This is a genomic window from Paenibacillus sp. TY11, assembly GCF_059772165.1.
Genome location: NZ_JCBAIQ010000013.1, coordinates 85,225 through 100,345, shown reverse-complemented (window position 1 = coordinate 100,345; position 15,121 = coordinate 85,225). Strand labels below are relative to the sequence as shown.

The window sequence follows — 15,121 nt, the reverse complement described above, 5'->3', positions numbered from 1 at the left end:
CATAACGAATGGAGGTGTTTCGGCTGTTCCAAATTTAATGTTATGAACATGAATTTAGAGGACTTGCCGAGGGATAACAGGCAAGCTGATCATGGTCTCAGTATCTATAAATTTTAGTGTATCTTCATCCACTAACAAACCTTGCGGCGAAACCCAAGCTGCCTCTGCTACAGCTGCATTTTCGAAGATGTATAGCGAAACAGCATCATAGGGTGCTTCGTCGGGGACATAAGCCCCATCTCCCTTCCCCGGTTTACGAGTAGGATGCTGCCGATAAGAAATAAGCCCCGGAAGCTTGGTAGCAAGAGGTCCATGAGTGAATTCATAATGATAGCGAAACTCTTCAAGTGACATCCCTGGTTTTCTTCGGAACACAAACATGATGCTATGTCCTTTTTCAGGATATACATTTAACTCTTTTATACTTTCCATTATGGTTTAGCCTCCTCGAGTTAGTTTATTTAACATATGGTTATTATAGCAATGAAAATGAACATCCTAATAGTGTCTTAATCTAGAGTTTTATGGTGTAAATCAAGTTTTGTTTGGAATGTGTACCGTTTCACGTTATGTTTTATTCCATAAAACTATTCGTATACTTCGAGCATAAAAGGGGGAAGGAACTCATGAGTGTTCTTCTTATACAAATAGACGAGAATGATTTCATGAAAGTGAAGGAGCTGATCACAAGGAATTATGCAGGAGCTAAAGTCATTACTGTGAATCAGTTGCCCGGGGATACGGATTGGCTTCTAAGTATGACAGAAATACCTGATCTTTTGGATAGACTTATCAATACAGCTGGGGAACCTGCGGTGCAACGCGTTTTACATTATATAAACTGTCACTTTAGAAGATCATTAACGTTGGAGGAGGTATCTTCTGAAGTCCATTTGAATCCAGTCTATTTCAGTCAGTGGTTTAAGCAGAAGACCGATTGTGGGTTTAAAGAATACATTACTTATATTAGACTTCAGGAGGTACGACACTGGCTGCTAAATAGCGATCACACCATCAACTGGATCGCTGAGTATGTGGGGTATCAGGATACAGCACATCTATCTAAACTATTCCGCAAACATTTTGGTTTGGCTCCAGGGATGTATAGACAAAAGATAAGAAATGAACGCCAAGCATCGAGATAGTTCATTTTCAAAAAAGTATTTGAGGAAAAGGGTCGCCAAGCTCAGGATTTGGCATGGGTCCTCTAACATATTTCATTAAGCATATAGGTGTTCAAGGAAAATAAAGTATTCTTTGGGGGTCTTATTAAGAAGAAGGACGATTAGTAACTATGCAGAATTGTGATACCTAATTTTTTCATACTCGTTGAGAACATCGTGTAATACATGATGTTCTCAAATAACTTGTTTTCGCTAAACTATAAGTTAAAAAACGGGTTATCTCGCTTATGAAGGGTATACCTGATTCCTTTTAAACAATCCCCATACCTGTTCGGCCATGTATTTCGGTGAATGTGGCATGTTATTTATAATCCACCATTCGATTACCCCAATGAATGCAAAGGCCATAAATTGCGTGATCAATAGCTTGTCATACCCCTTATTAAGGTCCTCCATATTGACTTGGTCTTTTATATTCCCTGTCACGATCTCCAACATATGCTCCCGAAAAGCAGGGATTCCTTTATTCGAAAGCATGGAAGCGAAAAACGTATGGTTCTGCTCAAAGTATTGAAAAACAGGTAACAAAGAATGGATGAAATCAACCTTTTCCTGATTTGGATCGGTTAAGATGCAAACGGAGATCATTCTGCTCAAATGCTCATCGATGCATTTGTTAAGAAGATCGTATTTATCGGTGTAGTGAAAATAAATGGTTCCTCTGTTAACATTCGCCCGATCCGCAATCTCATTAATAGTTATTTCTTCAAAGTCCTTCTCCGAGATCAAACCTATAAATGCATTAAATATGGCTGCCTTTGTTTTTAATATTCTTCGATCGATTTTAACTCCCATAATGTATAGCCCCCAGAAGATATTTAACAAATCAGTTGAATCCGTTGGATATAAAACAAAAATCACTTTATTGGCGATTGAAGTAATCATCATAACCCATATAATAATAACCAACGGACGATATATATTCAACAAAAGTTCGATAAAGTTTTGCTGTAACCTAAATGTTCATTGGGTCAAAAGAGCAATCTAACAATAAAATATCGAGGTGATCAACTAATGAACATAACGCTTTTTGGTGGTAGTGGTGCAATTGGGAAAATTTTGACTGAGGTAGCAATTCAAAACGGGGATAACGTTACCCTTTATGCTAGAAATGCGGGGAAAATTGGACAGAAACATGAGAGGCTAAATGTTGTCGAAGGTCAATTATCTAATCAAAACTTGGTGGAACAAGCACTATCGAATGCTGATGTCGTCATTAGCACATTGGGACCCGCACTCGATACGTCCAGAAAATTAAAAGGTACCCCTGTTGCGGATGGTCATGAGGTTATTGTAAATGCGATGAGAAAGTTAAATAAGAAACGACTCATTACACTTGCTACTCCAACCTTGAAATCTGATAAGGATCGGAATTCGATTGCCACAGTTGTACCGGGAATTATGGCCAAGGTGATGTTTCCGAATGGTTATAACGAATTGAAAAAGCTTGAGAAAATCATCAAGCGATCTTCTTTAGACTGGACAGTAGTTCGGATTATTAATCCAAATGTAAGGCATAAGGAAAACGTTCATTATGCTTACTCGCTAGGCGATCAGCCAGCCAAGATGGGGGTATCTCGAGAAAATATCGCTAAATTTATGTATCATGCAGCTTCCGAGTCATCCTTAATTCATCAAATGCCGATTGTATACAACAGTTGAGAAAGGATTCGATCTGTTTATCAAGTGAAGGGAGAGGAACGAAATGAAAATAGAGATTTGGTCGGATATTGGCTGCCCATTTTGTTATATCGGAAAACAGCGTTTCGAGGACGGGCTGGGGCGGTTTGCATCCAAAGATAAAGTGAATGTGGAGTACCGGAGCTTCCAGCTAGATCCTTTTGCCGAGAAATACCCAGCTTACGATGTACACGACTTGTATGTTTCAAAGCATGGTGGCAGTAGAGAAGAAGCCAAGGCCGTGCATAAACAATTTGCCCAACAAGCGAAGGGTGATGGAGTGGATTTTCAATTTGACCGAATAATCCCTACTAATTCGCTCGATGCGCATCGATTGATCAAGTTTGCGGGTACCTATGGCAAGAGTGCGGAAGTGTTGGAGCTTCTGTACAAAGCATATTTCACAGATTCCAAGCATATCGGCGATGCGGACACACTGGCTGACATAGCGGCGGAAGCCGGTATGGATCGCGAGAAAACGCTCAACGTGCTGGAAAGCACGCAATATGAGGATGAAGTTCGTGCAGATGGGCGCGAAGCAAGCAATCTTGGAGCTACAGGTGTACCTTTCTTTGTCATCAACCGCAAATATGCGATTTCAGGTGCACAATCAAGTGAAGTGTTTCTGGAGGCGCTGCAAAAAGTATGGGACGAGGAACATCCGCTGATGACGTTAGATACAACTCTAAACCAAGAATCAGGCAATGTTTGCGAGGATGGTTATTGTACGCCAAAAAACAGCTGACGGAGGCGCCATTAAAGTAATCGTAAAACAGCGGCAGTCTAGGACTTTATTTTCTCGTCCATAGCTACCGCTGTTTCTTTTACTGGAGCTCTTTGGGATTTAATGCTTGGCGAATCAGTTGATTGAATTGACTCATATGGTGATCGAAACTAAATTGTTCGTCAGTGGCTGTACGTGCAATAAGGCCGTCAATCAGCGCATACAACCAGAGAGAAAGGGTCTCCACATCATAATCTGGATCTACTTGTTTTTCATGAATAGCACTTGTAAGCAGATTCTTGAATGATTCGCGCATGATGATATCACTTTGATTGAAGACATGTCGCACACCCTTATTGCGTGAAGCTTCAGCCAAAATTTCGATCCATAATCTCTGGTCCATAGGATATACGGGATTACTGACACAACTAGTTATAATCGTCAGAATCTGTCCGAGAGGATCTTTTTCGGTTTCTTTAAATTCCATTTTGGCCAAGGCATGGCGCTGTTCTTCTTCCACCAGTGCAATAATAAATGCATCTTTACTTGGAAAGTGGCGGTACAGATTCCCTGCACTCATTCCTGCTTCTTTTGCAATTTCGACAATGCCTGTTTTGTGAAATCCATTGCGTGAAAAACATCGAACAGCAGCCTCGATGAGCAAGCGTCTGCTATCGTCTTTTTGTTTCATTCGTTTCGATTTAGGCGGTTCAGAGTTATTCATTGTACTTCAAATGTACAGGGATACCTTCTTGGCTCTTATCCCTGCAACCTCCTTGTTTCTCGAAATAATGTACATCCATCATACCATGTACATTACCATAGTCTGCATTTGGATTAAAGTGTATTAAAGACTGGACGCTCTTTATTATCAATATCTCCAAGCAGAGGTAAACGAGACAGCATGTTCGCCAAGAAATAAGAGTCCCAAGGGAAATGTTCGGTGATCCCTAGACCGACTACATCATAGGATTTGGCTACATCTTGCAAAACTCGGATAATGGTTTCCATACTTGATCCTTGTGGGAAGCTTTTGGTGTATTCTTCGTATGTTCCCGGATAAGCAACCAGAAGAGAGCGGAATTCTTTCATATCCAGTACATCCAGATCAAAATGAATAATAATCTTGGACGGTTTTTTCTCAGCTAGCCATTGGAGCACTTTAGAACTATCCTTCTTAATTTCATCGGGACCTACAATATCTAATTTCATGTTTTTCATGGGCTCTGAGTGAAGAGCATCGATCATGTCGTTCAATCCTACATATAGGATTTGTTCAGGTTTAAAAAGATGAGGCACCTCTGCAACAAATTCCTGATCACCTACCCCAAGCAAATTGGCAAGAACATGAGCATGATGGTTTTCAAAGTCTTCAGGGATCGAGACATCAGGGTGAGCATCTACCCATAACAGAGCAACATCTCCATCATATTTCTCATTCAAATAAGAAAAAGGAGCAAGTTCTACACTGCAATCCCCTCCAAGGACAACGATACGTTCAGGGTTATGTTTATGAATTAGACTTTTGGCTGATCTAGCTTGTTGTAACACGGTACTTTTGGCAATTATACCTTGTTCTTTTTCTACATTAGGGTTCAGATCGACGGGTACTTCTTCAAAAGGACCATTAGACTTGGGAGCAAGCCAGTTTAACAAGTGAGCTCCCAGAACGTAAGGAGGATTGTTCCCTCCTTGCCATTGAGGGAATAACAAACGCAGTGTACGGCTTGTATCCATTTCATTCATAAGACATTTCTCCTTTTATTTAAGTTAGTGATCGTTCATTCACTGAAAATGATACAAGATTACTTTTTATATTGCAAACCCTAAATAACAGGGAATGCCTATTTGAAATTATGCTGATTATACAATGACAATCATGAAATTCTAAAGGAAGCTTTTTTATCTTTTATTATTTTTGACACTCTTGATCAATACTATAAAGAAAACAAAAGAAGTGTATAGCAAATGAGAAAATTTTTTTTGGATATAGATGAACTAGATCGGATCACATTTGTAATGGCTCCCCAAAGGTCATTTTTATGAACGCTATTTCGAAGAATACTTAGTAGACTTAAAGCTTAACTGGACTAGAATAAGTTCTATTTTGTATCACAGCATTGAACTTGATAGTTTAGAGGACTACAAAAAGAAAGTACACCAAAACCGGATAAGCGCCGAAGACGAGCAGATCTACAAGTGCCGCGCTCAAGCCATTGAGCGTAGCTTGCTGATGCCAAAAATCTACACGGGTACCGTCGTTGCCGAATGCGGGGCAAAGCCAAAATGCAGCAACAGGCGTTGATGACAGAATGTGAAGAAAATAGCCCGACATTTAGTCCGAAAGGGAGCCTGCCTTCTCCATTTGGGCATGAACAACAGAAAATTTTCCCTCACTGGGCGTGGCTTAGAAATAGGCTTTCTCAACTTAAAAATTATTCCACATTGGTTGATGATTTTTGGGACGTTTAATGGGTGAACCAGAGTTGTCTTTAATAAATTTTCCACTAAACAGCTTTGTGAAAGATATCTTTCATGATACAGTGGAAAAACGGTGTAGTTTTACCGCCGCCATTTTTTTGAAAAACGGAATTGTATGGAGTTCTGTACGATAATAAGTAAGCATTTTAAAAACTTTCTTGAATTAAACTGAGGTGCTCAATGAATCGAATTTTACTGGTTGAAGATGATGATAATTTGGTGTTCGGTATTGAATATACTTTAACAAGTGAAGGATATGCCGTTGTTCTTGCCGGTAGCTTGGAAGAAGCCAGAAAGGCATTAAAGACAGACAACATCGATTTAATTTTGTTGGATATAAATTTACCTGATGGTTCAGGGTATGACCTGTGTAGGGAAATCCGTGCATTATCTCAGGTTCCCATCATTTTTTTGACAGCTTTGGATGAGGAGACAAATGTTGTTGCTGGTCTTGATTTGGGAGCAGATGATTATATGACCAAACCGCTCCGTACCAAAGAACTTCTCTCTAGAATGAAAGCCGTATTAAGGCGCAATCATAAGCCCACGGATGAACCGAATAGATGGATATCCGACGATATTGAAGTTCGAGTTCTAGAAGGAATTGTTCTTAAAAACAATCAGGAACTTTTATTGACGGGGCTGGAATATCGATTGCTATTGATGTTAATGACTCACCCCAAGCAAATTTGCAGCAGAAGTATCATCCTTAACAGTCTGTGGGATATGTCAGGAGAATTCATCGATAACAACACCCTTTCAGTTCATATCAGAAGGTTAAGAGAGAAGATCGAGGATGTTCCTGCGGTACCGAGATACATCATTACCGTTCGAGGAGTCGGATATAAATGGAATGCAGATATTGTAGGGAGATAAACCATGAATGAATTCGTCCGTAATCCAGAGTGGAAGTCTATTACTGTTAAAGCGATCGTATTACAAGTTATGTTAGCGGTAATCATATTCTTTTATATGAGTTATCAAGTCAGTCAGATCAATAAGGCCGTGGTTAATCAAAATGCTGCATTGATTGGTTATGTTTTGAAGCAAGCTCCTCAACTAGAAAATGAAATTATCCACTTTATCACTCAGGGTGCACAAGAAGATGAAATCGTAGAGGGAAAACGCAGCCTGGCTCAATATGAATATAAGGAAGATATGCCCGTAAACGATCAACCTGTACTCTCGGATAACGCCTTACCCATGAAAACGGCGACTCAGGTTTTGCTTTATAGTATTCCATTACTGCTGTTATTGGGATGGGAATACCGCAAAATATTTAACAAGATTCGAACCATAACCTTTGCAGCGGAGCAGGTTGTTGAACATCAGTTTGATCAACCGCTTCCCGAGAATGATGAAGGAGACTTTGGCGCATTAGGACGAAACTTTAACGCGATGGCCGAAAGGTTACACAACAGTCTTCGGCAACTCCAACAAGAGAAAATGTTTCTACGCAACCTGCTTTCCGATATTTCGCATCAGCTCAAAACGCCACTAGCAACCCTCATCGTTTTTAATGAAAATTTGCTAAATGATCCTCATATGAAGGAAGAAATGAGAACGAAATTTCTGGATCGAGGCCGTCAACAACTAGAGCGAATGGAATGGCTGATTATCAGTTTACTGAAGATGGCACGGGTTGAAGCCGGAGCAATAACGTTCCTGATAGAACGCGTTCGAGTAAGAGAAATGATCGATCATGCTGTACATTCGTTGCGAATGTTATCCGAGCAAAGGAAGCAGAAGATTCACATTCATGGTGGAGAAGATATGTATGTTTGGGCGGATGAAGAATGGCTAACAGAAGCCTTGATTAACTTGATTAAAAATGCACTGGAACATACGCCACTAGAGGGAGGAATTGATGTTATTTTAGAAAAAAATTCATTATTCCAGACAGTAATCATTCGAGATCAAGGAGAAGGCATTTCCCCAGAAGATTTGCCTCACATTTTTGAACGATTTTATAGAGGGAGAAGAACGACAAAGCCACAAAGTCTTGGCATTGGCTTGTCCTTATCCAAGTCTATTATTGAAGAGCAAGGCGGTATGATCACCGTTGTAAGTCAGTTAGGGCTAGGAACAGAATTTAGAGTTTCGTTTAATAAATGGGATAGTAGAGGAAGCTTACAATAACGTAAGCTTCCTCTTCACTTTATTGTAAGCTTCGATCTTTATAATAACAAACATACAAAGTGAAACATCAGCTCAGGAGGTAAACAGGTGGAAATACTAAAGACTACTAATTTATGTAAAACCTATGGAAGTGCAGAAGCGAAAGTTGAAGCTTTAAAAAATGTCAATTTCTCTGTTCAACAGGGAGAATTTGTTGCCATCGTAGGAGCCAGTGGATCAGGAAAAAGTACCTTAATGCATCTTCTAGGTGGAGTGGACCGCCCTTCTAGTGGACAGGTCATCATCGATGGTACGGATCTTTACTCCAGAAGTGAAGAGGAGCTCGCTGTATTTCGAAGACGGAAAATTGGATTTATTTTTCAATCATACAATCTGATCCCGGTCCTATCTACAGAGGAAAATATCAAGTTACCGATACTATTGGAGAACAAAAGGGTAGATGAAAATTATGTTCAGGAATTACTGGGTATATTAGGTCTGACCGAGCGGAGACATCATCTTCCATCCGAATTGTCAGGCGGACAACAGCAAAGAACGGCGATTGGCCGTGCGTTAATTAATAAACCGTCGATTATTTTGGCGGATGAACCTACCGGAAATCTGGATAGTAAAAGCGGCAGGGATATCATGGATTTACTTACGTTTTCCGTTAAAAAATATAATCAGACGTTAATCATGATCACGCACGATTTAAATATTGCTAAAATTGCAGATCGAGTCGTAAGAATCGAAGACGGAGTCCTTCTACAAGCAAATGAGGTGAGTAAAAGTTGAAAAGCTACACAGATCTTACTAGAAAATATTTAAAGGGACAGAAAAAAAGATCGATGCTTACAATCTTCGGTATAATCTTGTCGGTTACACTGTTTACTTCCATTGGAACAATCGGGGTGAGCTATTGGGATAAGTCAGTCAGACAAACCATGCAGGACTTCGGAGATTACCACGTCTCTTTCAATGGTATTTCAGGAGAAGCAATCCCGAAAGTCAAAAACAATGCAGCCGTAGAAAGTGCCGGCGTCATCAGTAGAGAAGGATATGCTGTCCTTAGGGAAACAAAAGAGAAGGAAAAGAAGGAAGATCCGTTTGCCGCACCCTACCGGTACTTGAATGTCAAGGGATATAATGTGAATGCAATGAACATGCTTCAGTCACAACTAGACTCGGGCAGGTACCCGGAAAATTCGGATGAAATTATCCTTTCATCTTCGAGTCTGAGTTATTTTTTAAAAAAACCAAAGCTTGGAGAAACAATTACGCTAAACCTTGGAATCCGGAAGGTGGCGTCAACTGGTGAAGACAAAAAGATTAACGGACTTGGCGATTATGGTTGGGATCTTGACGAAGCCTTCCAAGCACAATCCCAAAGAGAATATACTGTTGTAGGCTTTATGAAGCCGTCAAGCAAAGAGAATTGGTCTTCCGGATACATCTTTCCTGCAATTACTTTCAATGATAACAAGAGTATCGATAACAACAAAAATTACTTTATTTACGTCAAAATGAAATCTTTGAAGAACATCAAAGAAAAGACGGAAGCCTTGATGTCCTCTTTACAGCTGAGTAATGTCGAACAAGGTTCCGCTATGCAACTGGATAGGGATAACTTTATTGAAAATGTAAGAATTGAGTACAATAATGAACTGCTTAAATTGTATGGCAAAAGCATTTATGAAGGTGTGAATAACAGCTTAATCCTAACTTTCGCTGCTGTCATTGCGATTATAATGATTTGTACGATTGCAATGATTTATAATATTTTTCATATTTCTGTACTGGAGCGGATTTCACAATTCGGTATGTTAAGATGCATTGGAGCTACACCAGCCCAAATTCGCAAAATTGTGATGCAAGAAGCAACCCTGATAAGCTTGATCGGCATACCCATCGGGATTCTCACAGGAACCCTTTTTATGAAGGTATTGTTTTACAATATCAGCTTGTTAACGTTAGGTTTCTTAAATGATATGAGAATGGTCATTTCCCTACCGATTCTAATCTCTGCCGGTTTATTGGGCTTGCTGAGCGTATACCTTTCCGCTATTGGACCAGCAAAACAAGCAGCTCGCGTATATCCTCTTGAAGCGCTGAAAAATGCGAGAAGCTCGAAGGTTGAAAATATCACAAAGGTCAAAAAGTCTCTGTTTGTTAAAAAGCTGTTTGGCGTCGTAGGGCAATTCGCCAGCAGAAACTTGCAACGGAACAAGAAACGTTTCCGGATTACAGCCTTTTCCATGATTATTAGTATTATTTTATTTATTGTCTTTAGTGGTTTGGTTGATTTCATGCAGCGAATAACACAGCTCTCAGGTGCGCAGTATTCTTATTCGCTTTCCTATGATGGTCCTTCAAGTCGAATAGACGATACTGTGTATCGGGATGTTTCTAAGCTTGATGCTGTTCAACAAGCCTACAAATTTTACAGGAATCAAGTAGATGCAATCATCCCTAAGGATAAGATCAATCCCCAATATTATGGATTTCATAAGGATCGATACATCGTTGCCGAAGGGAAAGGGTATCGAACAGATAATAATTTCCTTGTGTCCTACGGAGACAATGGCTTGGATGCTCTGCAATCCAAACTCACGGCCGGGAAGATTGACAAAGAGAAAATGAACCAAGAGAATGGCGTTATCGTCCTACAAAAAATAATGATGATGACAGAAGAAGGCAAACGACTAATTCTCGATCAAACCCAATTTAAGGTTGGAGATCACATCAAAATCCGAACAATTGACGGAAATCATAATGAATATCAAACCGTGACTGTGGTCGGAATTGTCGATCAAGATTTGTTATCGAAGAAATATAGTACAGGTCAAGATCTTTCATTCATTACGACGCCGAAAGTATACTCCAAGATTATGGGTAACGACACTTATTCCAGAATATTTATCCTCGCTAATCCCGATATATCAAATCATCCTATAACGGACTATCTTAAAACATTAACTAATAAAAACGCTGGTTTTAACTACCATGATCGAGTGGCAGAGGTCGCTCAAGCTAAAAACGACGCAAAGACTTTTAGTATCTTGCTTTACGGTTTTATCGGTGTCATTGTTCTAATTGCTTTCTTGAACATTGTAAATACAGTAAGTACGAATCTAATTCTTCGTACGAAAGAATTTGCAACCCTCAAGGCCATCGGCATGACCCAGAAGGAAGTGAGAAAAATGATTATCTTAGAAGGCGTATTTTATGGACTATTTGCCGCCATGATCGGAGTTATCCTAGGGACGACGCTAAATTATGGAATACAAGTTCTCTTTGCGAGTGCTTTGGATACAGATTGGGTGTTCCCGTGGTACAGTATCGGCATCGCTTTCGCAGGTTCGATGATTACGACGATCGTCGCAACGATTGGGCCGATGTACAGGTTGAATAAAGTTAGTATCGTAGATGCTCTCCGGAGAGAGAACTAGGATATCAGAATTTCTTTAGAAATTTCCCTACTTGGCACACCTAGGAGAGAAGGTAGAGCAACTGCTTCCGGACCATGAAGGAGCGTTGAGTGAGAAACTGAGCATCGCCAAACAAATCGTCGAGAACGAACGGCTACTGTCCCACAAGGGGATTCTCTCCGCCATCGACCCGGATGCGCGTTTCGGCTGGAAGAGTAGCTCGAAATCGTTCTTTGGCTCCAAAGAACATATCGCTATGACGGAAGAAGAGATCATTACCGCGCTGGAGGTGACGCCGGGAAGCGCGACGGTAAGCAGTTACCGTCGTTGCTTGAACAAACAACCGCAAACGGCGTAACCGTAAATGAAATCATTGCGGATACCTCCTATTCCGGTAAAGATAATCTGGCCAGAATGAAGAAGGAAACCATATCGCCTGTCGTGCCATTAAACCCTATTGTCCACGAAGGGGGCGAGCGTCAGAAAGGGTTCGAATATAACAAGGATGCCGATTTCGTCGTTTGTCCGGCCGGTGAGCGGTGTCAGCGCAAGGCGATTCAAAGCAGCAAGACCAGCGGAGAGAGCCGTTCACTCGTCTTTTACTTTGACGTCGAGAAATGCAAAACCTGTCCGCTGCGTGAAGGATGCTACAAGCCAGGAGCTAAGAGCAAGACTTACTCGATTCGAATAATCGCCGAACACTATAAGGAACAGATCGAGTTCGAATTCAGTGATACGTTCAAGGAACGAATCAAGCGCAGACCGATCATTGAACACAAGAACGCGGAAATGAAGAGATTCCACGGTATGGATACAGCCAGGTATCGTGGTCTCTTCCGCATGCGAATACAAGCCTACCTTACCGCGTTTGTTGTAAACGTAAAACGGATGGTGAAGTTAAAAGAGCAAAAACAGCCCATCCTCGGCTGAGGATGAAGCTGCTTTTTCCGTCCTATCGAATTTATTTTCCAGTTCCGAGCCCCCAATACCATAAAAACGAGGCTTTTGCAGGGCTCTCCATTCTGGAGGCCTTTTCGGGTTGGCTACGTCATAGGGTGTGGGCTATTTTGACCTCACTTCTAAGAGGGATGTCAATTTATTTAAACCCCAGCTAAAGATTCAGTCACTAGGGATATACCCAATGCTTTCTCCACTTCTGAAAAATGATTAGCAAAAGTATGCGAATGGTCATTGGCACCAGCAAATAACAAACCGACAATTTTATTATCACTGTCGACGATTACAGACCCTGAGTCACCGGGTTTTGAAAAAGCATCATTCCGAGTTCTATCAGGCGCAATACTGATTTGGTTTCTTAAGGTGACAACTCCAATTCCCTCTCCATAGCTAATAGATACAGTGGCATTTAATCCGTCAATTTCCCCATAAGTTAAATTAGTAGTTCGCCCATGTTTTCGAACCATATCTCCGAATTTTGGATTAGCCGCACCTTTAATTTTTCCGATTTTAAAAACCTCATCTGGGGTAATGGTTCTATTTTTAATGGTGCTTATAGCGGCATCGACTTGGTTTTCCACTTTTCCATACTTGTTCGCGAGGCACACATCATCAATTTTTCCAATTAAATCACTTTGACAATCCCCGCCATGTGCTCTGGAGGGTTGAACAATGTCATCACCTTTATTCCAATTACCATCCACGCACATGACATGGAAATTGCTTAATGCATAAAAATCATTTCCCTTTTTGACAATGGCTCCTAATGTACCCATGTAAACACTCCCGTTAATGACACGGCATGGACCTAATTCAATTCCGCCTGTTAATGGTTCAAAGTGACGAGTCTCCTCTTGTAACACGGGGGCGTCTACTGGAACCTTTAAAACCTGTAATTCAATTTTTGATGTTTCGATAACATCTGTTGTTATACCATCAATTTTCTTCGGCACTAAATCTTTCTCAGAAACATCTTCCTTTTTCTCAACAAAAGTTCTGATAACAATTTCATTAGTTTTTTTACCTTTAATATACTTATATCCGATATCTACGCCAATAACATTCGCTTTACTTAGTAAATCATCCTCATGTTTTTCTTTAATTTTTTTAAGTTCTTCAAAATCCTTTGTCATACCTTGTCACTCCTTTGATTAGTTTTTCACAAAGCTTAAGATGACCAAAGCATGAATAATACATTTATGCAAATACTGTAAATCGACTCTTTAATGACTGGATTTTTTTCTATAATATTATGATTCACAAAGATGCAAGAGATAAACGATCTTCAGGAAAGCGGTCAACTTCTCCCATTGGTTCAGGCAATACGTGATTGCTTGGCCCAGTGCACTCTTTGGCAAGACGCGAGATTTTTGCTGACGCAGCCATGTCGAAAAAGCATCCAGAATCAGGAAACTACGCTCCTTTCGGACGTTCTCTCGTTCTTCCTGCGTTGCCTCCTTCAGCTCTCGCTCCACCGCGAACAACTGATTGAGAACGTGAGCCCTTGCTGTCGGCCGTTCCAACTCGGGCTTCGGAGGTGGGCAAGGTCCCATTGAAGTCGCTATTTTAGCGGCTTTTTTGTTTATCAGTACTAGTTCTCTCTCTCCTATGCAGGAGTGAACATGTTCCGATTTAAATGTTCTTTCCCTATCCCCTTATTGATGGCTTCTGACATAGTTTTATCCGTTAGATGGGCGTATATCTTATTTCGTTAATGGAAAGGCAAAAGGAATAGCCAAATCAACTTTATTCTACTTTTTTTAGCACATAAGATCCAAGTGTTGGTATTGGATTAAATTGTTTTAGATAGGACAAAAAGAGAATCTTTTGTCGAATTACGCTCATATTAAATGTATGTCATACAAACAATGAAAGGATGTATATGATGGATTTATTAATACAACAAGTCGAACAAATATGTAAACGGCTTGCTCCGCACGGGTGGAGAGATTTACTTCTGATACATGAAGTAGATATTACAGCAGCAGATTTGCAGGGAGAGCTGAGTAAAGAATTAAAGATTAATCGTACCGTAAAAGGTTTTGAAGATTTCTCAATGGAAGGAAAACGAGGTATTGAACCTGGATATCCAGCTAGAAGCTTGCTTTATCACGCCTTAGCCTCACCGAATGTCAATCTGGGGCTTAATGGTTTACCACTGTCTGTATATCCAACGTTGGCTGAGCTCGATATCATTGAGAATTATGTTTATGGTATCAAACCACCCTGCTTATCAGAACTCCGCAAGCGTGCAGGTGGAGATCTAGCGATTGTAGTGTTCTCGACGGAATATCGCCCTTCACCAGAAACGGTTCATCGAAAACATGCTGATCTTTGTTTCTCACGTACTGGGGTAGCACGAGTTGGAACGAAGGAACCCCTTTACAATCCCGTAAGCCGAGGTTTTCTTCCCTTTTTCGAAAGGGATGATTTTGCATTTCGAGTCCTACCCGCGCGGTATTCAGCTTACTTAGCAGTCCAAAAAAAAGGTGATTCAGGGAATTTTGGACCAATGAGTATCGCATAGGTTGCAGAAGATGATAAAGACA

Annotated in this window: 14 protein-coding genes and 2 pseudogenes; 10 read left to right on the top strand and 6 right to left on the bottom strand. The window is 40.6% G+C overall.

The window, feature by feature from the left end; genetic code table 11:
• Nucleotides 1–54 precede the first annotated feature (54 nt).
• Nucleotides 55–432, bottom strand: coding sequence for an EthD domain-containing protein (locus AC6EJC_RS16380; RefSeq protein ID WP_025684497.1), 378 nt, complete (start codon nucleotides 430–432; stop codon nucleotides 55–57).
• A gap of 194 nt (nucleotides 433–626) precedes the next feature.
• Between AC6EJC_RS16380 and AC6EJC_RS16375 the strand changes: the two genes are divergently transcribed.
• Nucleotides 627–1,145 carry a helix-turn-helix transcriptional regulator gene (locus AC6EJC_RS16375; RefSeq protein ID WP_025684496.1) on the top strand — a complete coding sequence of 173 codons (519 nt, stop codon included), beginning with the start codon at nucleotides 627–629 and terminating at the stop codon, nucleotides 1,143–1,145.
• 264 nt (nucleotides 1,146–1,409) lie between these two features.
• On the opposite strand, the gene AC6EJC_RS16370 is transcribed toward AC6EJC_RS16375, so the two are convergent.
• The gene (locus AC6EJC_RS16370) at nucleotides 1,410–1,979 is read right to left on the bottom strand and encodes a TetR/AcrR family transcriptional regulator (protein ID WP_444954870.1); all 570 of its coding nucleotides are present in this window, start codon (nucleotides 1,977–1,979) and stop codon (nucleotides 1,410–1,412) included.
• A gap of 219 nt (nucleotides 1,980–2,198) precedes the next feature.
• Between AC6EJC_RS16370 and AC6EJC_RS16365 the strand changes: the two genes are divergently transcribed.
• On the top strand, nucleotides 2,199–2,846 hold the full coding sequence (locus AC6EJC_RS16365) for an NAD(P)-dependent oxidoreductase (RefSeq protein WP_025684495.1): 648 nt from the start codon (nucleotides 2,199–2,201) through the stop codon (nucleotides 2,844–2,846).
• A 43-nt stretch (nucleotides 2,847–2,889) separates the two neighbouring features.
• A complete protein-coding gene (locus AC6EJC_RS16360) occupies nucleotides 2,890–3,609 on the top strand; it encodes a DsbA family oxidoreductase (protein WP_444954869.1) in 720 nt (239 codons plus the stop codon).
• A gap of 79 nt (nucleotides 3,610–3,688) precedes the next feature.
• Here AC6EJC_RS16360 and AC6EJC_RS16355 read toward each other — a convergent pair whose 3' ends face one another.
• Both AC6EJC_RS16355 and AC6EJC_RS16350 read right to left on the bottom strand, forming a co-directional pair.
• Nucleotides 3,689–4,312: a TetR/AcrR family transcriptional regulator gene (locus AC6EJC_RS16355; RefSeq protein ID WP_025683119.1), complete on the bottom strand. Its 624-nt coding sequence runs from the start codon at nucleotides 4,310–4,312 to the stop codon at nucleotides 3,689–3,691.
• A gap of 113 nt (nucleotides 4,313–4,425) precedes the next feature.
• Nucleotides 4,426–5,334, bottom strand: a complete 909-nt coding sequence (locus AC6EJC_RS16350) for an arginase family protein (RefSeq protein WP_444954868.1) — start codon at nucleotides 5,332–5,334, stop codon at nucleotides 4,426–4,428.
• Nucleotides 5,335–5,874: 540 nt separating this feature from the next.
• Between AC6EJC_RS16350 and AC6EJC_RS16345 the strand changes: the two genes are divergently transcribed.
• The 6 genes and pseudogenes from AC6EJC_RS16345 to AC6EJC_RS16320 all read left to right on the top strand — a co-directional run.
• Nucleotides 5,875–6,060, top strand: coding sequence for a hypothetical protein (locus AC6EJC_RS16345; RefSeq protein WP_134902189.1), 186 nt, complete (start codon nucleotides 5,875–5,877; stop codon nucleotides 6,058–6,060).
• Between the two features lie 189 nt (nucleotides 6,061–6,249).
• Nucleotides 6,250–6,945 (top strand): response regulator transcription factor, encoded by a 696-nt coding sequence (locus AC6EJC_RS16340; protein ID WP_272640767.1) that lies wholly within the window; start codon nucleotides 6,250–6,252, stop codon nucleotides 6,943–6,945.
• A gap of 3 nt (nucleotides 6,946–6,948) precedes the next feature.
• A complete protein-coding gene (locus tag AC6EJC_RS16335) occupies nucleotides 6,949–8,208 on the top strand; it encodes a HAMP domain-containing sensor histidine kinase (protein ID WP_444954867.1) in 1,260 nt (419 codons plus the stop codon).
• An 87-nt stretch (nucleotides 8,209–8,295) separates the two neighbouring features.
• Nucleotides 8,296–8,982 (top strand): ABC transporter ATP-binding protein, encoded by a 687-nt coding sequence (locus tag AC6EJC_RS16330; protein WP_272640768.1) that lies wholly within the window; start codon nucleotides 8,296–8,298, stop codon nucleotides 8,980–8,982.
• On the top strand, nucleotides 8,979–11,636 hold the full coding sequence (locus AC6EJC_RS16325; RefSeq protein ID WP_444954866.1) for an ABC transporter permease: 2,658 nt from the start codon (nucleotides 8,979–8,981) through the stop codon (nucleotides 11,634–11,636). The genes AC6EJC_RS16330 and AC6EJC_RS16325 overlap by 4 nt, the downstream gene beginning before the upstream one ends.
• Before the next feature lie 28 nt (nucleotides 11,637–11,664).
• Nucleotides 11,665–12,545 (top strand): annotated as a pseudogene (locus AC6EJC_RS16320) (transposase); the annotation flags it as partial.
• A gap of 170 nt (nucleotides 12,546–12,715) precedes the next feature.
• Here the strand turns inward: AC6EJC_RS16320 and AC6EJC_RS16315 are convergent.
• Both AC6EJC_RS16315 and AC6EJC_RS16310 read right to left on the bottom strand, forming a co-directional pair.
• A complete protein-coding gene (locus AC6EJC_RS16315; protein ID WP_444954865.1) occupies nucleotides 12,716–13,705 on the bottom strand; it encodes a chymotrypsin family serine protease in 990 nt (329 codons plus the stop codon).
• Between the two features lie 150 nt (nucleotides 13,706–13,855).
• Nucleotides 13,856–14,068, bottom strand: a pseudogene (locus AC6EJC_RS16310) (IS66 family transposase); the annotation flags it as partial.
• A 386-nt stretch (nucleotides 14,069–14,454) separates the two neighbouring features.
• On the opposite strand from AC6EJC_RS16310, the gene AC6EJC_RS16305 reads away from it, so the two are divergent.
• The gene (locus AC6EJC_RS16305; RefSeq protein WP_444954864.1) at nucleotides 14,455–15,099 is read left to right on the top strand and encodes a hypothetical protein; all 645 of its coding nucleotides are present in this window, start codon (nucleotides 14,455–14,457) and stop codon (nucleotides 15,097–15,099) included.
• Nucleotides 15,100–15,121 lie beyond the last annotated feature (22 nt).

Excerpts from the sequence above, each read along its gene's own strand:
- AC6EJC_RS16350 (WP_444954868.1), bottom strand. The coding sequence starts at position 5,334 with ATGAATGAAATGGATACAAGCCGTACACTGCGTTTGTTATTCCCTCAA.
- AC6EJC_RS16345 (WP_134902189.1), top strand. The coding sequence starts at position 5,875 with ATGCAGCAACAGGCGTTGATGACAGAATGTGAAGAAAATAGCCCGACA.
- AC6EJC_RS16340 (WP_272640767.1), top strand. The coding sequence starts at position 6,250 with ATGAATCGAATTTTACTGGTTGAAGATGATGATAATTTGGTGTTCGGT.
- AC6EJC_RS16370 (WP_444954870.1), bottom strand. The coding sequence starts at position 1,979 with ATGGGAGTTAAAATCGATCGAAGAATATTAAAAACAAAGGCAGCCATA.
- AC6EJC_RS16335 (WP_444954867.1), top strand. The coding sequence starts at position 6,949 with ATGAATGAATTCGTCCGTAATCCAGAGTGGAAGTCTATTACTGTTAAA.
- AC6EJC_RS16355 (WP_025683119.1), bottom strand. The coding sequence starts at position 4,312 with ATGAATAACTCTGAACCGCCTAAATCGAAACGAATGAAACAAAAAGAC.
- AC6EJC_RS16365 (WP_025684495.1), top strand. The coding sequence starts at position 2,199 with ATGAACATAACGCTTTTTGGTGGTAGTGGTGCAATTGGGAAAATTTTG.
- AC6EJC_RS16360 (WP_444954869.1), top strand. The coding sequence starts at position 2,890 with ATGAAAATAGAGATTTGGTCGGATATTGGCTGCCCATTTTGTTATATC.
- AC6EJC_RS16305 (WP_444954864.1), top strand. The coding sequence starts at position 14,455 with ATGATGGATTTATTAATACAACAAGTCGAACAAATATGTAAACGGCTT.
- AC6EJC_RS16315 (WP_444954865.1), bottom strand. The coding sequence starts at position 13,705 with ATGACAAAGGATTTTGAAGAACTTAAAAAAATTAAAGAAAAACATGAG.
- AC6EJC_RS16375 (WP_025684496.1), top strand. The coding sequence starts at position 627 with ATGAGTGTTCTTCTTATACAAATAGACGAGAATGATTTCATGAAAGTG.
- AC6EJC_RS16380 (WP_025684497.1), bottom strand. The coding sequence starts at position 432 with ATGGAAAGTATAAAAGAGTTAAATGTATATCCTGAAAAAGGACATAGC.